Annotated in this window: 17 protein-coding genes; 10 read left to right on the forward strand and 7 right to left on the reverse strand. The window is 41.0% G+C overall.

From position 1 onward, the window contains the following. The first annotated feature begins 80 nt into the window (after positions 1-80). The 3 genes from I6E69_RS12730 to I6E69_RS12740 all read left to right on the forward strand — a co-directional run bounded on the left by I6E69_RS12730 (position 81) and on the right by I6E69_RS12740 (position 3,414). Positions 81-1,094, forward strand: a complete 1,014-nt coding sequence (locus tag I6E69_RS12730; protein ID WP_193225927.1) for an AraC family transcriptional regulator — start codon at positions 81-83, stop codon at positions 1,092-1,094. A gap of 92 nt (positions 1,095-1,186) precedes the next feature. Beyond that, positions 1,187-1,960 (forward strand): ABC transporter substrate-binding protein, encoded by a 774-nt coding sequence (locus I6E69_RS12735; protein ID WP_197121380.1) that lies wholly within the window; start codon positions 1,187-1,189, stop codon positions 1,958-1,960. Positions 1,961-2,316: 356 nt separating this feature from the next. After that, the gene (locus tag I6E69_RS12740) at positions 2,317-3,414 is read left to right on the forward strand and encodes a polysaccharide lyase family 7 protein (RefSeq protein ID WP_197121381.1); all 1,098 of its coding nucleotides are present in this window, start codon (positions 2,317-2,319) and stop codon (positions 3,412-3,414) included. On the opposite strand, the gene I6E69_RS12745 is transcribed toward I6E69_RS12740, so the two are convergent. Next, positions 3,415-3,816: an NUDIX hydrolase gene (locus I6E69_RS12745; RefSeq protein ID WP_024589726.1), complete on the reverse strand. Its 402-nt coding sequence runs from the start codon at positions 3,814-3,816 to the stop codon at positions 3,415-3,417. A 186-nt stretch (positions 3,817-4,002) separates the two neighbouring features. Here I6E69_RS12745 and I6E69_RS12750 point away from each other — a divergent pair, with 186 nt between their 5' ends. The 3 genes from I6E69_RS12750 (at position 4,003) to I6E69_RS12760 (ending at position 7,981) form a co-directional block, all read left to right on the forward strand. Continuing rightward, positions 4,003-5,886, forward strand: coding sequence for a propionyl-CoA synthetase (locus tag I6E69_RS12750; protein WP_197121382.1), 1,884 nt, complete (start codon positions 4,003-4,005; stop codon positions 5,884-5,886). A gap of 182 nt (positions 5,887-6,068) precedes the next feature. Beyond that, positions 6,069-6,926 carry an MBL fold metallo-hydrolase gene (locus tag I6E69_RS12755; protein WP_002962866.1) on the forward strand — a complete coding sequence of 286 codons (858 nt, stop codon included), beginning with the start codon at positions 6,069-6,071 and terminating at the stop codon, positions 6,924-6,926. Between the two features lie 107 nt (positions 6,927-7,033). Beyond that, positions 7,034-7,981, forward strand: a complete 948-nt coding sequence (locus I6E69_RS12760) for an alpha/beta hydrolase (protein ID WP_197121383.1) — start codon at positions 7,034-7,036, stop codon at positions 7,979-7,981. A gap of 254 nt (positions 7,982-8,235) precedes the next feature. Here I6E69_RS12760 and I6E69_RS12765 read toward each other — a convergent pair whose 3' ends face one another. The 5 genes from I6E69_RS12765 to I6E69_RS12785 form a co-directional block, all read right to left on the reverse strand. Beyond that, a complete protein-coding gene (locus I6E69_RS12765; RefSeq protein ID WP_197121384.1) occupies positions 8,236-8,448 on the reverse strand; it encodes a hypothetical protein in 213 nt (70 codons plus the stop codon). Between the two features lie 160 nt (positions 8,449-8,608). Beyond that, positions 8,609-9,292, reverse strand: coding sequence for a response regulator transcription factor (locus I6E69_RS12770; RefSeq protein WP_024596691.1), 684 nt, complete (start codon positions 9,290-9,292; stop codon positions 8,609-8,611). Then, positions 9,292-12,480 carry an efflux RND transporter permease subunit gene (locus I6E69_RS12775; RefSeq protein WP_197121385.1) on the reverse strand — a complete coding sequence of 1,063 codons (3,189 nt, stop codon included), beginning with the start codon at positions 12,478-12,480 and terminating at the stop codon, positions 9,292-9,294. Before I6E69_RS12775 ends, I6E69_RS12770 begins: the two co-directional genes overlap by 1 nt. Next, complete coding sequence (locus I6E69_RS12780) at positions 12,480-13,625, reverse strand: efflux RND transporter periplasmic adaptor subunit (RefSeq protein ID WP_197121386.1); 1,146 nt, start codon at positions 13,623-13,625, stop codon at positions 12,480-12,482. The genes I6E69_RS12775 and I6E69_RS12780 overlap by 1 nt, the downstream gene beginning before the upstream one ends. Next, positions 13,622-14,983 carry a TolC family protein gene (locus I6E69_RS12785; RefSeq protein ID WP_197121387.1) on the reverse strand — a complete coding sequence of 454 codons (1,362 nt, stop codon included), beginning with the start codon at positions 14,981-14,983 and terminating at the stop codon, positions 13,622-13,624. Before I6E69_RS12785 ends, I6E69_RS12780 begins: the two co-directional genes overlap by 4 nt. 153 nt (positions 14,984-15,136) lie before the next feature. Here I6E69_RS12785 and I6E69_RS12790 point away from each other — a divergent pair, with 153 nt between their 5' ends. The 4 genes from I6E69_RS12790 to I6E69_RS12805 all read left to right on the forward strand — a co-directional run bounded on the left by I6E69_RS12790 (position 15,137) and on the right by I6E69_RS12805 (position 22,523). Further along, the gene (locus tag I6E69_RS12790) at positions 15,137-15,829 is read left to right on the forward strand and encodes a hypothetical protein (protein WP_231619784.1); all 693 of its coding nucleotides are present in this window, start codon (positions 15,137-15,139) and stop codon (positions 15,827-15,829) included. A gap of 194 nt (positions 15,830-16,023) precedes the next feature. Then, complete coding sequence (locus I6E69_RS12795) at positions 16,024-18,768, forward strand: Ig-like domain-containing protein (RefSeq protein ID WP_197121388.1); 2,745 nt, start codon at positions 16,024-16,026, stop codon at positions 18,766-18,768. Positions 18,769-18,784: 16 nt separating this feature from the next. Further along, complete coding sequence (locus I6E69_RS12800) at positions 18,785-21,463, forward strand: TonB-dependent receptor (protein ID WP_033021759.1); 2,679 nt, start codon at positions 18,785-18,787, stop codon at positions 21,461-21,463. Continuing rightward, a complete protein-coding gene (locus I6E69_RS12805; RefSeq protein ID WP_197121389.1) occupies positions 21,456-22,523 on the forward strand; it encodes a cytochrome-c peroxidase in 1,068 nt (355 codons plus the stop codon). Before I6E69_RS12800 ends, I6E69_RS12805 begins: the two co-directional genes overlap by 8 nt. Here the strand turns inward: I6E69_RS12805 and I6E69_RS12810 are convergent. After that, positions 22,518-23,435 (reverse strand): LysR family transcriptional regulator, encoded by a 918-nt coding sequence (locus I6E69_RS12810; protein WP_008135084.1) that lies wholly within the window; start codon positions 23,433-23,435, stop codon positions 22,518-22,520. The genes I6E69_RS12805 and I6E69_RS12810 overlap by 6 nt on opposite strands. Positions 23,436-23,446 lie beyond the last annotated feature (11 nt).

Consider the following 23,446-nt stretch of genomic DNA (forward strand, 5'->3'; position numbering starts at 1 on the left):
ATTAGGCATTCAACTAGCATATAAAAATTTAACGTGGCAAACTTGCTAATACACGACTATTTTTTAGCTTTAGATGACAAATGCACACATTGGCTGATCATTACTTTTCAAGTATTCTTGATTACTTACAAGCGCAAGGCATTAGTACTAAAACGGCTTTGCACGCTATTAGCTTTGACGAATTTAGTAATCAGCGTACCCATCAATTAGCGCCGCGTATTAGTTTAAATAGTTATAATGCTTTATTAGTTTATGGCAAAAAAACACTTAACGATCCTCTTTTTGGTTTTACCCTAGGTCAGCAAATTCGCACTGCTGACTACGGCGTTTTAGGTTACTTAATTGAATCGAGCGACAACTTAAGCAGTGCCATTAAAGCATTGTTAAGCTACGACAGCTTGGTGGCTGATATTGGTAAAGCCAAGTTTGAAATAAATACTGATACAGCAACTATTCGTTGGATTGCTCATCAAAGTTGTAATGAGCATGTTGTTTTGCGAAACATGACCGCGTGGGTAAGTGTAATTCGCCAGTTAATAAATTTAACCCTTTCGCCAAGTAGTATTAGTTTCACTTATAATTGGTTGCCATCGCAAAGGCGCGCCCTTGAATCATGGTTTAAATGCCCTGTAAAAAGCAGTGCTGAATATAATCAAATTAGCTTTCCGAGCCATTATTTAACGCTGCACTTTAAAACCGATAACGCCATTATTAATTCTACTTTTAAGCAATTGTCAGAGCAGCAACTCTCTAACTTTAAAAGCCAGCAGTGTATTGACGATAAAGTTAATCAGTTACTTACAGCTAAAACTACCTTGCAAAACTGCAACCTAATAGGCATAGCTGATGCGCTTAATTTAACACCCCGAACGCTACAACGACGCTTAAAACAACAAAACTTAACCTTTGCTCAGCTACTTGAAAAAGAACGAAAAAAACGTGCAGATACATTAATAGCCAGCATGCCACTTGCTGATTTATCTAATATTTTAGGATTTAAAGATCAAAGCTCTTTTAATCGAGCTTTTTTACGCTGGCATAAATGCTCGCCATTACAATTTATAAAATACAAAACAGCAAGCACAGCCAAGTAAATGCAAATTATTTACGTTATATAAACATAATATATATATGTTTTAGTTAATACTCTCTACACTAGGTGTATTATTGCTTTAAAAGATTTTTTATGTTTTTGCGTGTTTTATTAAGTGCTTTTGTATTTATTTTATATAGCCCCCTGTGTAACGCCGATTCGGTTACTTTTATAGCTGAAGACCTTCCTCCTTATCACTTTAAAAATCAGCAAGGTGAAGTAAGCGGCGCTTTAGTCGACATTGCCAAAGCAATTGTGAAGCAAACAAACTTAACCGCTAATTTTGAAATAATGCCTATGGCCCGCGTTTTTAAGGAGCATAAAACAAATACCAACGCCATAATGTTGTCTTTATTAAAAACCCCAGAGCGGATTAATAAATATACGTGGTTAGGCGAAGTGTATTTTGCAGATGCTTATTTAATTAGCTTAAAAAGCCATGTAGATGAAGTTGTTCACTTAAATTTTGCTAAAGAGTATAAAGTAGCAACCATTCGTGGCTACCTGAGCGAAGCCTACTTAAAGAAAAAAGGCTTTACCGAAAATAACAATTTAATACTGGTCAGTTACTATAATCAACTTTGGCAAATGCTTTATAAAAACCGGATCGACTTTGTAGTAACTAATACACTTACACTTAATAACGAGCTAAAAAGCCTAGGACTCGATTCTAGCCTAATAACAAAACGAATTCATTTAAGCGATCTTCCCTCTTCACTTAATTTTGCAGCAAGTAATCAACTTAATCCTAAAACAGCTAAAGCACTCTCTGACGCATTAAGTAGTATTAAAGAAAATGGTGAATACCATGCCATTTTAAACAAGTGGCAACTTTCATTACCAAACACGACTAACTTGCAGCACTAACCATAGTTAAAGCCCAACATTAGTTATTGGCAGTGGTTATTTAGTTATTTGCTAAACGCGGCAAAGCAAACTACAAAATTAAAAGTCTCCTCCCCCCAAAAAATAGACTACACCTTAGCGCCAAAATCTACGTTATACATCACTAAATGAATAGCCAAACACATAAAAATACATACCGCAAACACTTCCATAAAAGCCGTTAAAAAACACCCAAACCAAATTGGTATAACAAAAAATCATTTAAAAAATATTTAATTTTACTAATTGGTAAGTTTTAATTGCTAAATTGGTATGTTAGATTGAGGTTGAGCGACGCCTGTACCGCACAATTTTTACTTCATCACACAGAGACAATAATGATAAAAAATACATCCACATTTAAACTTACTGCTTTGGCAGTTATCACACCTCTACTTTTTACGGCTTGTTCAAGTACCCAAAGCACTAATCAGCAAAGCGATGCGCCGGTACCAGCAACAAAGTTTGATTTATCACACTGGAAAATAAATGTACCAGTTGATTTAAACAACGACGGTAAAATTGATGAAATAGATGTAGAAGAAATTCAGACTTACGCACACCCTGATTTTTTCTATCTTGATGATAAAGGCTACATGGTATTCACCTCGCCTAATAAAGCGCTTACAAGTGCTAACTCTACTAATACCCGTAGTGAACTTAGACAAATGATCCGTGGATCAAATACTAAAATTAAAACTAAACACTCTAAAAACAACTTTGCTTTAGCTGTTCACCCGCTATCTGACCGATTTGGTTCTGTTGGTGGAAAAATGGAAGCAACGTTAAAAGTAGATCACGTTGCGCTACGTGCGACTGATCCTGATAAAAAAGCGGCTTACTCGGTTGTTGTAGGGCAAATTCACGCAGGTAAAGATCAGGCACTTATTGATACCAAGCTTGGTTATGGCTGGGGCAATGAGCCACTTAAAATATATTACAAAAAATGGCCAGGGCATAAAACAGGCTCAGTTTTTTGGAACTACGAACGTAACTTACCTAAAACCAATCCTGACCGTACAGATATTACTTACCCTGTTTGGGGTAATACATGGGAAAACCCTAACGAGCCTGGCAGTGCCGGTATTGCACTAGGTGAAGAATTTAGCTACACGGTCAATGTGTATAAAAATGTTATGCACCTTACATTTAGCGCACAAGGCAAAGAAGACGTTAACTACTCTATTAACTTAGGTAATAACGTAGATGCTTATGGCAAAGTGGACGAAAAAGACCATCCACATGGTTACGCTGCAGATTGGCATTACTTTAAAGCTGGCGCTTATAACCAATGTAGTACTAAAAGCGCGAAAGGTATTTGGTACCCAGGTTGTTTAGGTACTGGCGATTGGACTACAGATAAACAAAATGGCGATTACGCTCAAGTAAGCTTTAGTAAACTAGAGTTAAGTCCAGCGACACCGCCAACAAAATAACTAGGCTAGTACAGCCTCAGATAAGTAATTTTTTAGTGATGTAAACAGTGGCGTTGGTAGATTATTAATATCGCACCAGCGCCACTTTAAACATTTATTAGGCTCTTTAAGCTCAGGCTCTCCTCCTTCAAAATCAGCTTTTACATACAGCGTAATATAGTGCTTGTTCTCTGCTGTAAAAATATCATTGGTAAAATCAAGCTTAGTAATTTTACTTACCTTTAAACCTGTTTCTTCAAACACTTCTCGTATTGCACATTGCTCAACACTTTCACCAAACTCTAAATGTCCACCAGGTGTTGCCCATGTATTAGCACCATGCGCGCCAATGCGCTCACCTAGTAAAATTGTGTTTTGATGCTTTATGATAACCGCCACACCAACTCTTACTACGTTACTCATATCGTATTTTCTCTTATTTTTACTGCCTGCCATGCTGAACCACACGCTTTGTATTGTCAATTTTGTATTTTTAAAACCAATGTGTTGATTAACTTTTAACCGACCAAGGTCGAATAGCTTGCTTGCTAAAAAAAGCCTACATTTTGTAAGGTCTCTCACACACAAATTTAGCTTTAGGAGCCTTACATGTCAGGCAAATATAAACAGCAATATAATGCCTTTAAGCAAAACCCAGCCCAATTTTGGCTCGAACAAAGTAAAAATATTCCATGGTATAAAACCCCCACAAAAGCATACACACAAGACGACGATGGGCTTTATCATTGGTTTAGTGACGGGCAATTAAACACTAGTTTTTTAGCGCTAGACCAGCACGTTATTGCCGGATTTGGCGAGCAAACTGCACTGATTTACGACTCTCCAGTCACTAATACAAAGCAAACTTATAGCTACTCACAACTACAACAAGAAGTTGCTAAATTTGCAGGCGTAATACAATCGTTAGGTGTTATAAAAGGCGACCGCGTTGTTATTTATATGCCAATGATCCCACAAGCTGTTATTGGTATGTTGGCGTGCGCTCGTCTTGGTGCTATTCATTCGGTGGTATTTGGTGGGTTTGCTGCACACGAATTAGCTGTACGCATTGATGATGCCAAGCCCAAACTTATACTTAGCGCGTCATGCGGTGTTGAAGTAAATAGCGTTATTGAATACAAACCACTTATTGATAACGCAATAGACTTAGCTGCGCACAAAGTAGAACACTGCGTTATTTATCAGCGCCCACAAGTTACCGCCACTCTTAAGCCTAAACGAGACATAGATTGGACTCAGGCAATGCAAACGGCTGCAAGCGCAGATCCGGTGCCTGTAAATGGTAGCGATCCGCTTTATATTTTATATACCTCAGGCACGACAGGCACACCCAAAGGCGTAGTACGCGAAAATGGCGGTCACGCAGTGGCAATGCAATACAGCATGGCAACCGTTTATGGTATGAAGCCCGGCGACGTATTTTGGGCAGCGTCTGACATTGGCTGGGTAGTTGGGCACTCTTATATAGTTTACGCACCGCTAATGTATCGCTGCGCGACCGTATTATATGAAGGTAAACCCGTTAAAACGCCCGATGCTAGTGCATTTTGGCGCGTGGTTGAAGAGTATAAAGTAAATGCATTATTTAGTGCCCCCACCGCATTTAGAGCAATTAAAAAAGAGGATCCCAATGCTGATGGTTTTAATCAATACGATACCTCAAGCTTAAAACGTTTACTTTTAGCTGGCGAGCGATTAGACCCTCCCACTTACGAGTGGCTTAAAGAAAAAACCAAACTGCCAGTGCTCGATCATTGGTGGCAAACAGAAACCGGCTGGGCTATTGCTTGTAACCCTGTAGGGCTTGAGTACTTAGCAACAAAACCTGGCAGCTCTACCGTGCCAACTCCAGGTTTTGACGTGAGAATATTAGATATGAATGGCAATGAATGCGCAGCTAACGAGCAAGGCGCCGTGGTAATTAAACTGCCACTTCCACCGGGTTGCCTACCAACTATTTGGCAAGATACCCCGCGCTTTAAAGCAAGCTACCTAAATGAATATGAAGGTTATTATTTATCTGGCGATGGTGGTTATATTGATGAAGACGGCTACCTATTTATTATGGGCAGAACCGACGACGTTATAAATGTAGCAGGACATAGGCTTTCTACCGGCGAAATGGAAGAGATAGTAGCCGCGCACCCTGCTGTTGCCGAATGCGCTGTTTTTGGTGTGAACGATCCTCTAAAAGGGCAACTCCCTATGGGAATGATCGTGCTTAAAAATGATTTTATGGGCTCAAGTACCGACGTAGAACAAGCGCTTGTTTTAAGTGTTCGTAATCAGATTGGCGCTATTGCGTGCCTTAAAAATATAGTTAGCGTAGATAGGTTACCTAAAACACGCTCGGGTAAAATACTGCGTAAAAATTTGCGCCAACTGGTTGATGGAGAAGAGCTACAAATACCTTCAACCATAGACGATGCCAGTATCTTTGAAGAAATAAACCAACAACTAACACAAAGATAAACCCAACCAACCTATCTAAAGCCATTTTTATAATGGCTTTTTATTTCATCCTTATATTTGATCCTTTTACTTAAGCTTAAGCTTAAGCTTTAATTTAACCAACAGCTGAAATTTTTTACGGCTTAATGCTTTCTTCTTTTAGTAGCGTTATTAATTTAATCAATTTAAAAAAGGAATGGTGTATGCCCCGCTTGCTACAAAAACTATTAACCACAGCCCTATTGTTTATAGGCTTTGCCACACAAGCCTATGAAATAGAAGACTTAGGGGACGGCTTACACCGCTTTATAGACGACAGACACCGCTCAGTATTTTTAATCACTTCTGAGGGCGCAATTGTTACCGACCCGCTTAATAAAAAAGCCGCCACCTGGTTAAACGAGCAAATTAAAACCCGCTATAACGTACCGGTGAAATATGTAATTTATAGCCATAATCACAGCGATCATATTTACGGCGCCGAGGTATTTAAAAACCCGCACACCACGTTTGTAGCGCATAAACTCGCTGCGCAAGATATTAAAAACACACAAATGAAAACAGTAACGCCCAGCCTTACTTTTGATAACGAGCTACTACTTACCCTTGGTGATTCTACAGTAAAGCTTAACTACCATGGTCCAAACGATGGTCGTGGTTCGGTTAGTATATTATTCGAAAAGCAAAAAACGTTATTTGTAGTTGATTGGATTGTTATTGGCAGAATGCCGTGGCAAAAACTGTGGAGTTACGATATTCAAGGCATGATTAACTCAACTCAAACGGTACTCAAATATGACTTTGATACTTTTGTAGGTGGTCATGCCGATATTGGCAGCAAGGCTGATGTAGCGCGTTACTTAAGTTATTTAGAGCAGCTTTACAGCCAAGTAACCAAGGCTGCGCTTGCAGGGCAAAGCCTAGAGCAAATAAAACAAAACGTTAAGCTCGATGAATTTTCAGATTTAAAGCAATACCAAGCCTGGCTGCCACTTAATATTGAAGGGGTATACGAGCGCCTCATGGAAGAATCCGGCATGGGCTGGCGCAGCGATTTATAAATTGTATGCGTGTGCATTTGTTGCTTGAATACAAATGCATACGTATTCACATTGAATTAACAGTGCAAGCTTGTGATAGTGCACTTTTTGTATGCTAAGGCGCCACCATGAAATTAGTTGCTTTACTGTTTAGCTTATTAATATTTGTAGTACATACCAGCTATGCAAACACGGCCACCGTGCAAGTAAGTAAAGGCCAAATTGAGGTAATCGACAATATAGAATCACAGTTTGTAAAAAACCGCTTTTTAAATGTTTGGCTACCGCCAGGTTACAACAAAAACACCACCTACGACGTGCTCTACATGCAAGATGGCCGCATGTTGTTTGATGCAAATAGCACATGGAACAAGCAAGAATGGCGCGTAGATGAAGTAGCCGGCACATTAATAGAGCAAGGCAAAGTACGCCCATTTATTGTGGTAGGCATTCCAAACGCCGTAGAAAACCGCCACAGCGAATACTACCCACAACAACCGTTTGAGGCCTTAAGCAAGCAAAAGCAAAACGCCCTTTACCAGTTAGAAAAATACCCAGGCCATAAATTATTTGCCTCTAAGGTTTACTCAGATAACTACTCACGCTTTTTAGTTAAAGAAGTTATTCCTTATATTGAGTCTAACTACAACGTAAACAAAGGCGCGCAGCACCGCTATATTGGTGGCTCTAGCATGGGTGGGCTAATATCGTGGTACACACTACTTAATTACCCTAACGAATTTGCCGGCGCTATTTGTATGTCGACCCACTGGCCAGGTATTTTTAGCCACGATAACGAAGTATTTGCCCAGTTTAAAAACTACATTGCCAACAACATCACAAAGCTAAGTAACCAAAAAGTGTATTTTGATTATGGCGATAGCACCTTAGATGCCATGTACCCTAAGTTACAAGCGCAAATTGATGATTTATTTATGGCGCAAAAATACCCAGCAAAACTTTGGCAAAGCCAATACTTCCCGGGGGAAGATCACACCGAAAACGCATGGGCAAAACGCTTACATATTCCGCTTGAGTTTATGTTTAGAAAAACCAAGCAAGCTGCCCCCGAGTAATCATTTATACCAATCGGCTTAATTAAGTGATCTATTTTGAGGATGGAAAAACGTGTTGATAGCTAGGCAAAAAATTCGCTATTTAGTTGTTCTCGGCAATTGCTCCTGCATTGCCTACCTTCTGCATCCATGCAGTTGTAAATGAGAAATTTTTAACGCTGAGAGCGACACGTTTAGCCCCTCAAAATGATTAAGTATTATTGCGGATTGATATTATAAGTAATACGCCCCATCATTAATCATAAAAAAGCGTATTAGCTAAAATCAACCACCACTTCATAACGCCCAGGCATGTCGTTTACTTCGTATACCCAACCGTGTCGTTTTATTATTTTTTCGCTTAACTCCAACCCTAAACCGTAGCCAATATTAGCGGGCTTGTTTGTGTTATTGGTGGCGTGTGGCGTATCAGTTTGTTCGCTGCTATTTACTATAATTACACGGCTACCCTGCTGAGTAATTCGCACTTGCCCTTGTTGCGTATGCTGATACGCATTACGCCATTTAACCCTCGGTCTAAGCCATCAATAAAATAATTAACACTTAAAAACGAAAAACCAATTGCCATTAATGAACTTAAAAGCACCATGGTGGCAAAAAAATACAACCTCAGGCTGGGTCTAATTTTCATGCTTGTGTCCCATTTTTTAATTTTAGCGCAAACCCTACACTGGGTATTGTTTCTAGTACGGCTTGGCAATGCGCTTGCTCTAGCTGTTTACGCAAATGATGAATATGCACTTTTAAGCTATTGCTGTCTGGCTGATCGTCTCCCCATATTGCTTGCATAATTACCTGTCGGGTTACCGGTTTTTGCTGCTCTCGTACAAGCACTTCTAATAACTTAAAAGTAATGGGTGATAACTTTAAACTGTGCGCAGCCACTGTTGCTGTATGCGCGGTTAAATTAAGTGTTAAATTAGCAAAGGTAAGTCGCTTAACCTCTCCACTTTTACGCTTTGCTAATACTTGAACCCGCGCTACTAGCTCTTTCATCGCAAATGGTTTTACTAAATAGTCGTCACTACCGGCTGCAAACCCCTCAAGCTTATTGTCGAGGCTATCGCGCGCTGTCAGCATTAATACAGGTATATCAATGCCTTGCTCACGCAATGATTTACACATGGTTAAACCGTCCATTTTGGGCATGTTTACATCTAATATAATCATTTGATATTGATTACGTTCTATTAAATTTAAACCCATTACGCCATTGCTTGCATGGTCACACTCTATTGACTCAATTTCGAGATAATCAACAATGGTGGTTGCCAAATCTATGTCGTCTTCAACCAGTAGTACGTTTATCATTAAGAGGCTACTTCCTGCGTTTTATTTTTAGCACCTAGCGATATTAGCACAGCATCAATACCGCGTTTAGCATCGGTTTGAATCATCAATAATGCCGGTATAAGTATTAAGGTAATAACCGTGGCAAACAAAATACCGTAGCCAAGTGATGCCGCAGCAGGAATTAAAAACTGTGCCTGCATTGAGGTTTCGCTAAGTAGCGGCACTAAGCCTGCGTACGTCGTAATTGAGGTAAGTAATACCGCACGTAACCGGCTCGTACACGACTCAACTATGGCATCGTGCGTGCTCATGCTCTCTTCTTTTACTAGTTCGTTAAAGCGTGAAACAAGTAATAAGCTGTCGTTTACAACTACTCCACTGAGCGCCAAAATACCATTTAACGACAATATACTAATGGTTAAGTCGTTCCACCAATGTCCTAAAATAGCGCCCACAATGCCAAACGGAATTGCTACCATAATCAACATAGGTTGAATGTACGATTTAAGCGGAATAGCCAGCAACACGTAAATAACTAATAAAGCCGCTACAAACATAGTGCTCATTGAGCTGGTGGTTTCGCTTTGTTGCTCTGCCTCTCCTGCAAAATACACACTTAAGTTAGGAAATTGCTGTGTTAACTCAGGAATTAAGTCGCGCTTTAAGTTAGTAACTAACTCGTTTGGAGCAATCACGTTTTTATCCACTTGGGCGCTTAAATAAATTGCACGTAGTCCATCAATGCGGGTTATTTCATCTTGCTGATATTCACTACTTACTGTGGCTACGTTTACTAAAGGGACAACCGTGCCATCGGGCAGGCGAATACGCGACTGCATTATATCGGCAGGTGTTTTACGAGCATCTTCTGGGTAGCGTACACGTACTTTAACTTCGTCTTTATTACGTTGGTAGCGCTGTACAACTGCACCACCAAAGGCTTGCAGTACTTGCTTTGATAAACTAGCTGTATCCATGCCAAGCGCGCGACCTTGTGCATTTAGGGTAAATTTAAGCTGTGGCTGACCTGGGTTTAAGTTGTCGTCTATTCCCTTAACGCCTGCGGTATTTTGTAAGCGCTCCTTAAATAGTGCGCCCGCCGCCATTACGGTTTCGTCGTCCCACGCTTTAAGCTCAACTTTAAAGTTATCAACCATTTTACGCGTGGCTAATATTTGTAATTTTTTACTGCCCTCAAGGCTACCTGCTACGCGCTGCCACTCTTGAGCAAATTCGCTTGCTGTAAAAGCGCCTTCGTTTAATAGCTCAACGCTTACTTCACCGCTGGTGTCGCTGCTACTAATGACTTGTAGGCTGGTTATTTCGCTTTTGTCAGAGTTCAACTTAGTCATTAAGTTTTGCTCAGCTTGTAATGCACTTTGCTCAAGCGTTAGTAAGTTTGTGTTTGTTTGCCCATAAGCGGCGTCGTTTTGCATAACCAAATCGGCTGTTACGGTATCGCCTGCAATACTTGGGAAAAAACCAACTTTAACTGTGCCTGTCATCGGCATGCCAATAACTAATATAAAAAAGGCGATAAACGCAGCCACTACGGCGTATCTAAAGCGCAGTGAAAATTCAATAACCTTGCAGTAAATGTTTTTACTAAACCAGCTTAAGCCGCTATCAGCACCATGTTGTATTTTTGACCACAGACCTGCTAAGCCTTTTTTAACTTGGCGTTTAGTACTAATGTGGGCTAAATGCGAGGGTAAAATAAGTTTTGATTCAACAACTGAAAGCAGTAAACAAATGGTCACTACAGTGGCAAATTGAGAATAAATTTTACCTAAGTTGCCCGACACATTCGAAAGCGCTACAAACGCAGCCACCGTGGTTAACACCCCAAATATTGTTGGCACAGCAACCTTCATGGTGCCTAAAACTGTATTATTTAATGTATCGCCATGTTTTTTACGTGTGGTGTAAATACTCTCGCCTACAACAACGGCATCGTCTACCACTATGCCCAGCGCCATAATAAAGCCAAAGGTGGTCATTTCGTTTATGGTCAATGCGGTGTAGCCATCGGTCATAAAATAAAGCGTGCCAAAAAATACAAACGGCAAGCCACCAGCCACCCACAGTGCTACACGTACATTTAAAAATATGGCAAGTATTACAAACACCATAATAATACCGGTCACCGCGTTTTTAGTAAGTAGCGATAAACGCTCGGTGATCATGGTGCTTTTGTCGTGCCAGCTTTCAAGCTCTACGTTTTGAGGTAATAAACCGCTTTCGTGCCATTTATCTATTACGCTATTAGCTTGCTTAACAATGGTAGTTATATCGCTGTTATCGCCCATTAAAATTTCAACGCCTACGGCATTTTGTTGGTTATAACGGCTTAATGAGTTGCTATCTTCGGCAAATGAGTCGGTAACTGTTGCTACATCGCCTAACTTAATTTGTGTGCCTGATGCTGTGCTCAACAATACAATATTGGCAAAGTCGCGCTGCCAGTAAGCTTGGTCGGCGGCTTTTAAGCGTATAATTTTGCTGCTATCGCGCAAACTAGTCGAAAGCGGGCTTGATGACTCATTATTTATGACCTCACTTACATCACTAATAGTTAAGCCATACGCTTGTAATTTACCTTCGTCGATTTCTATGGACATCATCGGGTCGAGCACACCCGACTGCGCTACGTCGCTAATGCCTGATTGCGCTAATAAATCGGCTTTAAGTTTTTCGCCCAGATTTTGTAATGTATGGCGATCGGCATCCCCGAAAAGTTGCAGCGTTAATGCATGATCTTGCCTACGGGCTTTATCAATAACAGGTTGCTCAGCATCTGCCGGAAAGTTATTAATAGCGTCAACTTGGTTTTTAACGTCAACAAGTAACTCATCGAGTGAGTAATCAGTACTTTTTTCAATGCTTACATGGCTGCCGCTAGCATCGGATGTAGAGGTAATACGTTTAATACCCGATACGGTTTCGAGCGCTTCTTCTATTTTTAACGCTATTCCTTCTTCGGCTTGCAATGCATCGCCACTGTCGTAAACCACCGATACCGAAATAGTATCTGGCTCTAAACTCGGAAAAGCCTCTTTACGTAAAGTCGTAAGCGACATAATACCCATTACAATCACACTAACTAACAATAAGTTAGCGGCAACAGAGTTATTTGCAAACCAATTAATAATACCGTGCAGCGGGTTATTATTACTGGGTATTTGAGGTGGTTGATGAGGGCTCATTATTGTATCTCCTCAACTATTGGATTTACTTTCATGTCGTTTAAGTAACTAACAAGTGGGCGCGCCACCACTTTTAGATTTTTAGCACTATCTACTGGCGTAATATATACGTAATCCCCACGCTCAAATACTTTATTAGCGTGTGTGCTTACTAAGCTATTTTGATCATTTACGTACCAAATTAAGCCATCTTGAGATACCGCCGAAGCAGGCAGTTTTATTACGTTAGTTAACTGCTTACCGGCAATTTCTACCGCTAAAAATGTACCAGGCAGTAACGGCGTTGTTTGCTCAAACGGTTTATCTAAGGCAACAATTACGCTGCGTTGGCGCGAGCTGTCATCAAGGTGTTGCTCAAAACGTGCAATATAACCGTTCCATTTAGTATTAGTGGTTACATCAGTTAAAATAACCTCGCCTGATTTATTATTTGCTAGGTTTTGCCACTGACTTAATGAAAGCGGTACCGTTATTTCTACTTTGTCAGTGCTGTTTAGCGTGGCAAGCGTATCGCCAATACTCACATAAGTACCTAAATCTATATCGCGCGATAAAATAACAGCGTCAAATGGTGCACTTAACTGGGTGTTATTTACATCACGCTGTGCGGTTTTAAGTGCATATTGTGCTTTATCGAGCGTAGCTTGCGCGGCTTCTAATTGCAGCGTTCTAAATACAAGCGGCGAGCTTGGCGCTTGCGTAACGCCTGAGCGATCCCATTCACGTTTTGCTTGATTACCTAAATCTTGTTCTTCTTGCAGTGCTAGTTTTGCATCAGCCAATGTTGCTTTTGCGCTAGCTAGAGCTTGTAAGTATTCGGTGTCATCAATTTGTGCAAACACCTGCCCTTTAGTTATTAAATTACCGGTCGCAAATTGCTCGCTCATACTGGTTACTTCGCCTTTAACTTGTGCTTTTAAGCTAAGTGACCAATGCGCTTTAACTTCACCATGCCCACTAACATAAGCCTGATAAGTGCTCGGAGCTGCATTAATTACCGATACATTTGGGGCAATAGCTTTAATAGCGGCAGGTTGTGGGCTATTTGCTTGTTCAGCCATTTTTTGACCGTTATACACAATAGCAAGCCCTATACAAACAATAGCAACAAGCGTTACAACAACCGGTGTTGGCGAAATTTTCATGACGATACTCCAAGGCCCAAAGCGAGGCCTAAATCTATGCGGTTAGTTAAAAGGGTGTAGTTTATTTGGCTAAGCTGGGCTTGCAGGTCGTATACTTTTTGCTGCACTGTTAGCAAATCTAAAATATCAACCAAACCTTGTTGATACTTACTTTGATAGTTACTAAAGCTGCGTTGAGCGCTGGTAAGTGCATTGCTAATTTGCAGTTGTTGCTCGGTTAATGATTGCTCCTGCCCGAGTGCATTTTCAACTTCGTTTACCGCACTTAGCAGCGTATCTTGGTACTGCCAAAACGCTTGCTCGGCATTTAATTTTGCAATATCAACTTGCGCACGCAGTGCTCCACCTTCAAATAAAGGGGCACTTAAACTGCCTAATAAACTCCACACTGGGCTGGTTAATAATGCTTGGCTTGGCGTGCTTGCTAAATCACTCAGTGATGCCGAAAGCGAAATACTCGGCAGTAATTCTTTGTACGATACATCAACCAAGTAATGCTTTGCCTGAATGTTGTAATAGGCACTTTGTAAGTCAGGTCGGCGCGCTAAATCTTGCTCTGGTAATGTACTTAATGGCTCAATAACGCTTGGCAGAGTTAATGTATTTGGCAGGTTTTGAAGTTTATCAGTGCCTACAATTAGCATTAAAGCACGCTTTGCTTTTGCTATTTGTTCTTGATAATCGGCAATGGTTGCGCGAGTAGATGCCGTGCTAGTACGGGCGGTATCAAGCGCTTCTAAATCACCTAATCCATATTGGTAGCGCTCTACAATACTTTGCTCATTATTTTGTAAAACAACTAAACGTTGCTGCTCTATATCGAGCAAATTTTGCTGCAAAATAATATTTAAATAAGTACGAATAACACTCGCTACTAATGTGTCTTTAGCACCTTGATAAGTAGCTTGGTTACTGGCAATAGTCATATCTTGCGCGGCTACGTTGTCAGCAATTTTTTGCCATATATCGGCTTCCCAGCTTATACCTACTGATGAGCTATATTGCGTGCCTTCGGTTTCACTGCGCTGCGCGTCAAATCCTGCATCTACACTAAACCACTGACTTGCAGCAGTTACATCACGCTGCGCATAAGCTAATTTTAATGCAACATGCACTTGATTAAACGATGGGTTATTAGTAACAGCTTGCTCAATAAGCGAATCAAGCCCTTCAATATCCACCAAATCGGTAATGTAATTTACGTGCTGTGCGTTACTTTGCGTGTACTGCCAATTTGCATGCTGCTTTAGCGATTGCTCGGTGCTATTACCTGTATAGCTTGGCTGGCTACTACACGCAGCAAGCGTGCAGCTAAGTGCAAGCAATAAAACCGTTGAGCGCTTTTTAAAATAAACCATTTAACTGTGCCTAATTTACATCATTACACACAGTGTATTAGGGCAAGGGTTAAGGATGGGTTAAAAGGGGTTAACTTACTTTAGACAAATTAGTATTTGCCTCATTTAGCCAAATTACGTAGCCTTTGGCAAAAATACTCACTTAAAACTCATATGCATAAATTAATTTTTACCCTTTTTTTAATACTCCCCACGTTATTGCAGGCTCAAGTAACCTTAAGTGATAAAACCATTATATACAGTGGCCAAATCAACAAACAAAATAACAATACGGCGGCTGAGCTTTTAAAAACTAACCCTACAATTAATACATTTACGATTACCAGCGGCGGCGGAAACATAGATTTAGGGATGGACTTAGCCGAGTTAATTTTGGCGCATAAGCTAACAGTAAACATAAAGCAGTTTTGCTTTTCGTCGTGTGCTAATTATGTGTTGCTTGCTGGGCACCCTACTACAATTGAGCCCAATACGATTATTGGCTGGCATGGGGATGCAGCCTCAGCTAAGTGGTTAGATAGTGATATTGATGCCATGGTAAAGCACTTAAAAGAGCCACAAAAAAGCCAAAAGTGGCAGACATTACGCGCCCATTACGATGAGGTAATTGCTAAAGCAAGCTTGCGCGAAAAAGCCTTTTACACAAAGCTAAATGTAAATCACGACCTACTCACAGTAGGGCTAAAACCCAGTTTACGCAGTGCCGCCATAAAGCAACGTGCGCGAGGCTGGACGTATTCACCTAAGGTGCTTAACTATTTTGGAATTAGCAATATTAGCTATAATAATTGGCAACCTCGTTCAGTTAAAAATTTTCCGCTGATTATTATTAGCGACTTAAACTAATAACCATCCCCCTCTTTACTAATCTCATTTTTACTCACAATAAAGCCCTGTTAATAGCAGGGTTTTGTGTTTTAGCTGCCTTAAAAGTGCTTTGTGGATACTCACTATTAATATGACAAATACTTTACACACTTTAAAATCTAATTGATATGCGTTATCATTCGCAACATCATTAACTTTTAATATTAACAATAATGAACAAGCTAATTAAATTTACCCCAATATTATGCGCGCTTGCGTTGGCAGGTTGTGGCGGTGGCTCTGGTAATACTGCTCCACAGTTTTCTCAACCTAATTTAAGTTTTACTGTAAACGAAGACACCACTTTTTCAGGCCAAGTAACAGCCACCGACGATGACGCCTTAAGCTATACGCTTGCCAATGCACCAAGCAATGGCATCATAGCAGTTGAAGCAAACGGTGAATTTACCTACACACCATTTAGTAATTATTTTGGAGTAGACACAGCAACCATTAGCGCAAGCGATGGCAGCTTAACGGCAAATGTAGTGATTCGTTTTAGCGTAGAAAATGTTAATGATGCCCCGCAGCTAATCACTACTAATGTATTTGTTACCTCTTCAACCACCACTCAAGGGGTTATTACTACACAAGACTTAGATGGCGACACCGTAACTATTAGCTTAATAACACCACCGAGTAATGGCGTAATGAGCATAAATAGCACCACGGGTGAATTTACCTATGAGGCTCAATCTCTAAGCAGCATTGATGAGCAATTTGAAATTAGCTACACAGATGGCCTAATAAGCGAGCCGTTAACTGCAATTATTTCACTAAGCCCTTCTTATGTAACTAACGAAGATAAACTTAATTATTACTACAGCTCTAGTCTGTCGCACTTAAAACAAGCAGATGAGCTAAGCGCAAATATTGCCGATGAACTTTCTCGATATGAGGTATACGCAACCCAAGCTGCGGCCTATGCACGTGCAGGTTTTTTAGATACTGCTAACGACTATTTAGCGCTTATAAACGAGCAAACAGCGCGTTCTTCGGCACTAAAAGATGTGGCACAAGCACTCGACGAAATAGGCCAAACAGAACAAGCAAACGATTACCGTGACCAAGCGGTGGCGGCCTACAACCAATACTTAGCTGATAAAGGCTTTGATAACATTGCCTCATCAGACGCATCAGCGCTTTATTCTTTAGTAAAAAGCTATTTAGCTGCTGATCAAGTTTCGCAAGCAAGTAATTTGTTAAATACAATTTCATTATACGCAGAGCAAGTACGCGAAGACGAATACACCTCAAGCTATGGCTACTTTTTAAATGGCGTACGCTTATCAATAGATGACGCCCTACAAAGCTATGCGCAAAGCCTAGATGAAAGCGATTTAACGCAAGCCAAATTGCTTGCTAATAACTACGCGCAACTTGCAGTAAAAACAGGTTACAGGCTAGTACGTAGCGGCGAATACGAAGGCCAACCATACGAGCAATACAAAACGCTACATGGTGCATGGGCTGCGCAATACCTTTATAGAGCTGGCGAATTTGAAGCGGCAAAAGACTATACCAACCAAGTACTTGCCATGTATGGTTCAACGGGTTTTGATAGTAACTACGCATACTCTGCATCGCCTTATAGCGCCGCTACTTTAGATAACTACACTTACCCTATTCAATTTTTAGCAGGCTTAATTGAAGGCCTTTACCAAAGCGACGAAAACCCAGCAATAACGCTATCAGACAGCGAAAACGATATAAACAACGCGCAAGAGCAAGTGTATGGTTTTAATATAGCTAATCGCCTACTTGCCGGTGAAGATATAACGAGTGCCGCAGCTCAAGCTCGCAGCTTTTTTATAGAAAATGGTGATTACAACGAATTTTTTAGAGCGTTAACATCGCTTGATAACGTCCCTGGCACAGGCCTAATTTTAAGTGAAGCTGGCAGAAACGATCTAGCACAGCAAGTATTTACCTATGCTGGCGACTTTATAGCCTCGGATGACTACATAAGCAAAGAATCATCAACCACACTTTTAACCGGTTCCAAGGGCTGTAAATTGTTAGTTGATTTAACTGCGCAAGTCGGTGGCGATACAGCAAATGCCGCTAATAAATGCTTAACCATGCTTAATACGCTTAATGCAGGCGATATACGTACGCTAAGTAATACCTCATCAATTACAGCTCATAATCAAGTAATAGTATCGCTTATTAAAGGCGGCTTAGCGGAGCAAGTAGCCGGTGTACACAATCAACTACTTAGCTATATTGCCCTAGATGAAGATACCGAAGACAGATTTGAAGCGCGCCTAGAAACCTTAGGTTACTTAGTTAATGCAAACCAAGCATCGCTTGCAAGCACCACTTTAAATAATGCGATTACAGAAATAACACCGGTGTTAAATGAGTTAACAAGCGATCAGTTAGAAACTATTTTAGCCGCTGTTAAAGCTGAAGTAATTGGTTTAGAAGAAGCTCAAACAGGTGAATTTTTACGTTATTCTATGCTTTCAAGTATGGGTTCAAACGCAGCGAACATTAGCGACTTCTCAGCAAATTATAGTAATGCAAAAACACAAGCTAGCACGCTTTTAAATACGCTTGAGCCACTTATTTTGGGCTTTGCCGATACAATTATTGCCGACAACATGGAAGACTTAGTTAACAGTTTTACGTTAATTAACGATATTAGCAAAGCACAAAGCTTAATTAGTAACGGGATTAATGGCGAAGCCGATCAGCTTGAGCTTTACATAGGCATGACCAACTTAGTCGCCTCTCGCGATGACTTTAGAGGCATAGCGATAGCAAGCGTAGATACCGACCACGACGGCCTACCTAACTTCTTTTTACCTAACACCAGCGATGAAGACATAGCCTTAGCAGGATTAATTGCCGACCAAGATGCCGATAACGATGGCGTCATTGATAGCGAAGACACTACCCCACTAGGTATTTAACTAAGAGCCGTAATAAATGCAGACACCGACTACCCTCGCGTGTCTGCTTTTGCTTTCTCAGGGTGTATACGCCGCAGAGCAGCAACAGCAGACAGAACCAAAAACAAAGCCATGTAACGACCTTAAAAATGAGCAAAAAGAGCGTTGTGAAGCACTTGAGCACATTGAAGTAAAAGGCCAGTACATAGGCATAGAAGTACCCGAAGTTATTGGGCGCTCTTACTTAAATCGTGACTTTATAAATGCCACACCTAAAGGCAACGGCGATATAAACGAGCTTATTGCATTGCTCCCTGGTGTACAGCTAAGCAACGAGGCTTACTCTATTGGTAGTTTGGCAGAAATCAGCGCACCAGAAATATCTATCTCAGGCGCGCAGCCATGGCAAACTGGCTTTTCGTTAGATGGACTAAACTACAATAACCGCATAGACCCGGGTAGTAGCAGCCGCTTAAGCTCTTCATCAAACGATGTATCGGGCGGCGTGCAAAGCATGAATGTAAACTCCGATGTAGTTGAATCAATCACAGTGTACGACCATAACATTCCGGCTGAGTTTGGTGGCTTTTCGGGTGGCATTGTTGATAGTAAAACCAAAAGCGTATTTGCAAACAACAGCTTTAGTTTTGGCGTGCGGGGGAATCAAAGTAGCTGGGGGAGTTATCATTTTATAGAGGCTGATCAAGACAGTTCACAGCAAAATGTTGACCAAAGTACGCTTGAAGAGCCTAAATACGAAAAAATTAGCTATAACCTGCGTGCTAATAAACAAATTAATAAGCGCCATGGCTTAATGATGAGCATTAATTACTTAACCAGCGACATCAGCGATTTATCGCTAGGGGAAGTAAAAACCCAAAGCAGAACAAACATAAATGCGATTGTGAAGTATGGCTACCGAAATGGCTGGGTAGATGCACTAGATTTAACACTAATGTACTCCCCATACGAAGTTGATAATTTTATAACGGATGCCAAAGACAGTGACTTTCATTTAGAAGGCGGTGCTATTGGCGCCGTTGCGGCATTAACCGAGCATTTTGACTTTGCATCGTGGCACAGTAATCTTAATTTTAGTATGAGTGACAGCAGCCGAGAAGGCCCAGCTCACTTTTATAGCTGGCTACAAGCCAAAGGGAAAGATTGGGGGCAATACGCCGACCAAGGCGATGCGCAAACACGTTACTCTCGCCAAGGGGGATATGGCGCCCTAGATAATACCCAATACACCACCAGCTGGAAAAACACGCTAAATTTCAATTCATTTGAATTTGCAGGAACTGAGCATAATATTAAGGCCGGTATAGAGCTTATTCGCCAAGAAGTAGAACGCGAACGCATACAAAATAGCTACAGCTACGACTCCCCTATTATATGGTCTAGCGCGAGTACGCCACTTAACTGCAGCGGTTACACACTTGATTGCCAAGCACTTCAAACCACTATTTCTATTGATGAGTTAGCAACGCAACTTGGTGGCGAAATTGATTTTAATAATCAAGCGCACATTACTGCCTATACAAATAATGTAACCGCTACAGCGCAGTATTTTAATGGCCGTTTAGTCACCCCAGCCGAATACATTAACGTAACACTTAATCGTGCCTCGTTTTATGTAACCGATAGCATCACATTAGGACAGCTAAACCTAAACTTAGGTATGCGCTACGAATATGATGACTTTTTAGCTAATCATAATATCGCACCACGTATATCGCTCGGTTACGACGTATTTAACGACAACCGCACTATTATTAGCGCAGGCGTTAACCGCTATTACGACTCTGCCATTATTGGTTATAAAGTCAAAGAGCAGCAGCGTTTTTCATATCGAGAATACCGCCCAATTGAAAACGGTTACCTGCAAGGGTGGCTACCTTCTAACTATACTGGCGCGTTTAAGTACCGCTTTGATGATGTAAACACCCCGTACGATGATGAACTCGCATTAGGTATTGCACATTCATTTGAAAAAGCAGGTAACGTATCGCTTAAATATGTAAAACGTAAAAAGCATCAGCAATTTTCTCAGGTTACCGATGAAGAAGCAGGTAGCGATGGCTATAAATATATTCGTATGACCAACGAAGGTGATGGTAGCTCAGAGCGCTATTCTATTTCCTGGAGCGCGCAGTTTGGTAGCCATTCATTATGGGCTAACGCCTCCTACGCTGAAAACAAAGTCTCTAACGATGACTACAATGCCACTGCTGAAAATACCCCCCTTGACGAACTCGTTTACTACGTAAATGCAAGTGGCAGCGGCGAGCTTGTAACGCTTGGACAACTTGATCAAATTCGTACAAACTTTGGCACTCCGATAACCGGTGCGCTAGGTTGGAATGTTGATTGGAGCAATTCATTAAGCACAGGGCTTAACGTAACCTTTAGTGATAGCTACACCAGTGCTGTTAGCACCGGCGCAAGCGAAAGCATAGGCCTTGAACAGAGCTGTGCAAATTGTCCTGCAGAATCAACACTTGTTGATGTATACGAAGAGCAAGAAATACGCGCCAGAACCATGCTAGGCCTTAGCCTGCGCTATAGCCACAACCTAACAAAAACCCAGTCAGTTGAAATAAGAGCAGATATTTCTAACTTGCTGAATGCACGTACTTACACAGTAAACGAAGGCGCATCGGGTATTGAGCCTGGGCGTATGTTTTGGCTAGGAGTTAGCTATAACTATGATTAGGTTATTAAGCATTTTTTTTCTGTGCTCATTTAGCTTAAACGCCACACCAACAAGTAGCCACGATTTACGCTCACTGTATAGCAAAGGCCAAGCAAACTGGCCTGCTATTCAAACCAGTGATGGCAGAAGCGTTGAGCCCATGTCGCTTTTGCCTGTAGCCTCGCCAAAACCTGAGCATGTTGCTTTAGGTGACAAGCTCTTTCATGATGTGCAGCTCTCGCGTAATAATACCGTTAGCTGCGCAACATGCCATGAGCGCGACAAAGGCTTTCATGATGGCCGCACAACCGCAGTGGGAATTGATGGGCAAATAGGCACTCGCAATACCCCTGCTATTTTTGGTATAGATCAGTGGCAAAGCTTTTTTTGGGATGGTCGCGCTAAAACAGCTGAGCAACAAGCACTTATGCCTATTAGCAATCCAATTGAAATGGACTTAGATCCACAAGAAGCCTTAATACGGGTCAATAAAGATAAAAGCTATACGGCATTTAATAAAAGTGCCTTTAATTCAGACACGCTTTCTATGGCACAAATGGCAGAAGCCCTCGTCGCATTTGAGCGAACACTCATTGCACCTAATACTCGCTTTAAATCATTTATTAATGAGGTTCAGAGTAATCCAAAAAAAGCGCTTAGACGTTTATCAGATAATGAATTAAACGGATTACATTTATTTAGAACTAAAGCAAAGTGTATGACTTGCCACAATGGCGCGCTATTAAGTGACAACCAATTTCATGGCACTGGCCTTCATTACTACGGCCGTAGTTTTGAAGATAAAGGCCGGTTTAATTTTACAAATAATCCAAGTGATATAGGGTTATTTAGAACCCCTTCTCTACTTGGTTTAACTGAAACATTTCCTTGGATGCACAATGGACTTTTTGATGATCTACTAGGCATAGTAAATATGTATAACCATGGTGGAGCAAGACCTAAGCCTAGGAAAAACCAATTAAACGATCCACACTTTCCTAAGACGACGAAACTGTTAAAACCATTAAAACTCACCAAGCAAGAGCGTTTAGATCTTGTTGCATTTTTACGGATTTTATAAGTTTTGTAATTGCTCTATCAACCATTTATGAATTGGGCTGTTATTAGTACGTGGATGCCATGCTGCTATCACTTTAAAAGTAGGTGGAAGTGCCTCAACTTCTAGCAGTCTAACTTTACTGTTTGGTAATAATCTTGAAGGGTAAAACGCGAGCATATCAGTAGTATGTAAAATGTCGGGCACCGCTGAAAAACTCGGTACCGACATAACAATATTACGTTTTAGCCCTTGGCTTTCAAACCATTGATCGTGCGATCCGCGTAAATTAGCGCGTGAAGGCGACACCACCAGCTGCGGGTGCGCTGCAATTTCCGGCAGTGTTAAGGGCTCATCTTCAAACTCATTTTTACAGCCTGTAATACACAAGTGCTGCTCTTCTAGCAAAGTGACATACGCTAAGTTGTCAGGTATGAACTCTGGAAAGCTTATCAGTAAATCAAGCTCGCCTGCCGTTATAAGTTGATTAACGTTGTCAGACGCAAAGTCGCGCACTATCAGCTTTAAACCTGGCGCTTCACGGCGGGTAATATTAAATAATTGCGGCAATAAAGCCTGCGTGGCGTAGTCGGTTGCGCTTATGGTAAACACACCTTTATAAGTTTGCGGGCTAAACTGCTCAGGCTCTAGTAACGACTCTAATTGCTTTAAAATATGATTAACAGGCGCCTTTAGCCCTTGCGCTTTAGGAGTAGCAACCATGTTATTGCCTTGGCGAATAAACAAACGATCGTCAAATAAATCTCGTAGCTTTCGTAGTTGCTCACTAATAGCTTGTTGCGTTAACCCCATTTTTTTGGCTACTTGTGAAAGGTTTTGCAGTTCTAATAAGCTACTGAGTACTCTTAACTGCTTTATATCAAGCCGACTAATACCATTCATAATTGTATGCTGTACAAAAAAGTGTTGTTTCAAATTGTATCTTT

This window comes from Pseudoalteromonas sp. NZS100 (assembly GCF_015864815.1).
GTDB lineage: Bacteria > Pseudomonadota > Gammaproteobacteria > Enterobacterales > Alteromonadaceae > Pseudoalteromonas > Pseudoalteromonas distincta.

Coding starts and splice junctions, on each gene's coding strand:
- I6E69_RS12730 (WP_193225927.1), top strand. CDS start 81: ATGCACACATTGGCTGATCATTACTTTTCAAGTATTCTTGATTACTTA.
- I6E69_RS12735 (WP_197121380.1), top strand. CDS start 1,187: ATGTTTTTGCGTGTTTTATTAAGTGCTTTTGTATTTATTTTATATAGC.
- I6E69_RS12740 (WP_197121381.1), top strand. CDS start 2,317: ATGATAAAAAATACATCCACATTTAAACTTACTGCTTTGGCAGTTATC.
- I6E69_RS12745 (WP_024589726.1), bottom strand. CDS start 3,816: ATGAGTAACGTAGTAAGAGTTGGTGTGGCGGTTATCATAAAGCATCAA.
- I6E69_RS12750 (WP_197121382.1), top strand. CDS start 4,003: ATGTCAGGCAAATATAAACAGCAATATAATGCCTTTAAGCAAAACCCA.
- I6E69_RS12755 (WP_002962866.1), top strand. CDS start 6,069: ATGCCCCGCTTGCTACAAAAACTATTAACCACAGCCCTATTGTTTATA.
- I6E69_RS12760 (WP_197121383.1), top strand. CDS start 7,034: ATGAAATTAGTTGCTTTACTGTTTAGCTTATTAATATTTGTAGTACAT.
- I6E69_RS12770 (WP_024596691.1), bottom strand. CDS start 9,292: ATGATAAACGTACTACTGGTTGAAGACGACATAGATTTGGCAACCACC.
- I6E69_RS12775 (WP_197121385.1), bottom strand. CDS start 12,480: ATGAGCCCTCATCAACCACCTCAAATACCCAGTAATAATAACCCGCTG.
- I6E69_RS12780 (WP_197121386.1), bottom strand. CDS start 13,625: ATGAAAATTTCGCCAACACCGGTTGTTGTAACGCTTGTTGCTATTGTT.
- I6E69_RS12785 (WP_197121387.1), bottom strand. CDS start 14,983: ATGGTTTATTTTAAAAAGCGCTCAACGGTTTTATTGCTTGCACTTAGC.
- I6E69_RS12790 (WP_231619784.1), top strand. CDS start 15,137: ATGCATAAATTAATTTTTACCCTTTTTTTAATACTCCCCACGTTATTG.
- I6E69_RS12795 (WP_197121388.1), top strand. CDS start 16,024: ATGAACAAGCTAATTAAATTTACCCCAATATTATGCGCGCTTGCGTTG.
- I6E69_RS12800 (WP_033021759.1), top strand. CDS start 18,785: ATGCAGACACCGACTACCCTCGCGTGTCTGCTTTTGCTTTCTCAGGGT.
- I6E69_RS12805 (WP_197121389.1), top strand. CDS start 21,456: ATGATTAGGTTATTAAGCATTTTTTTTCTGTGCTCATTTAGCTTAAAC.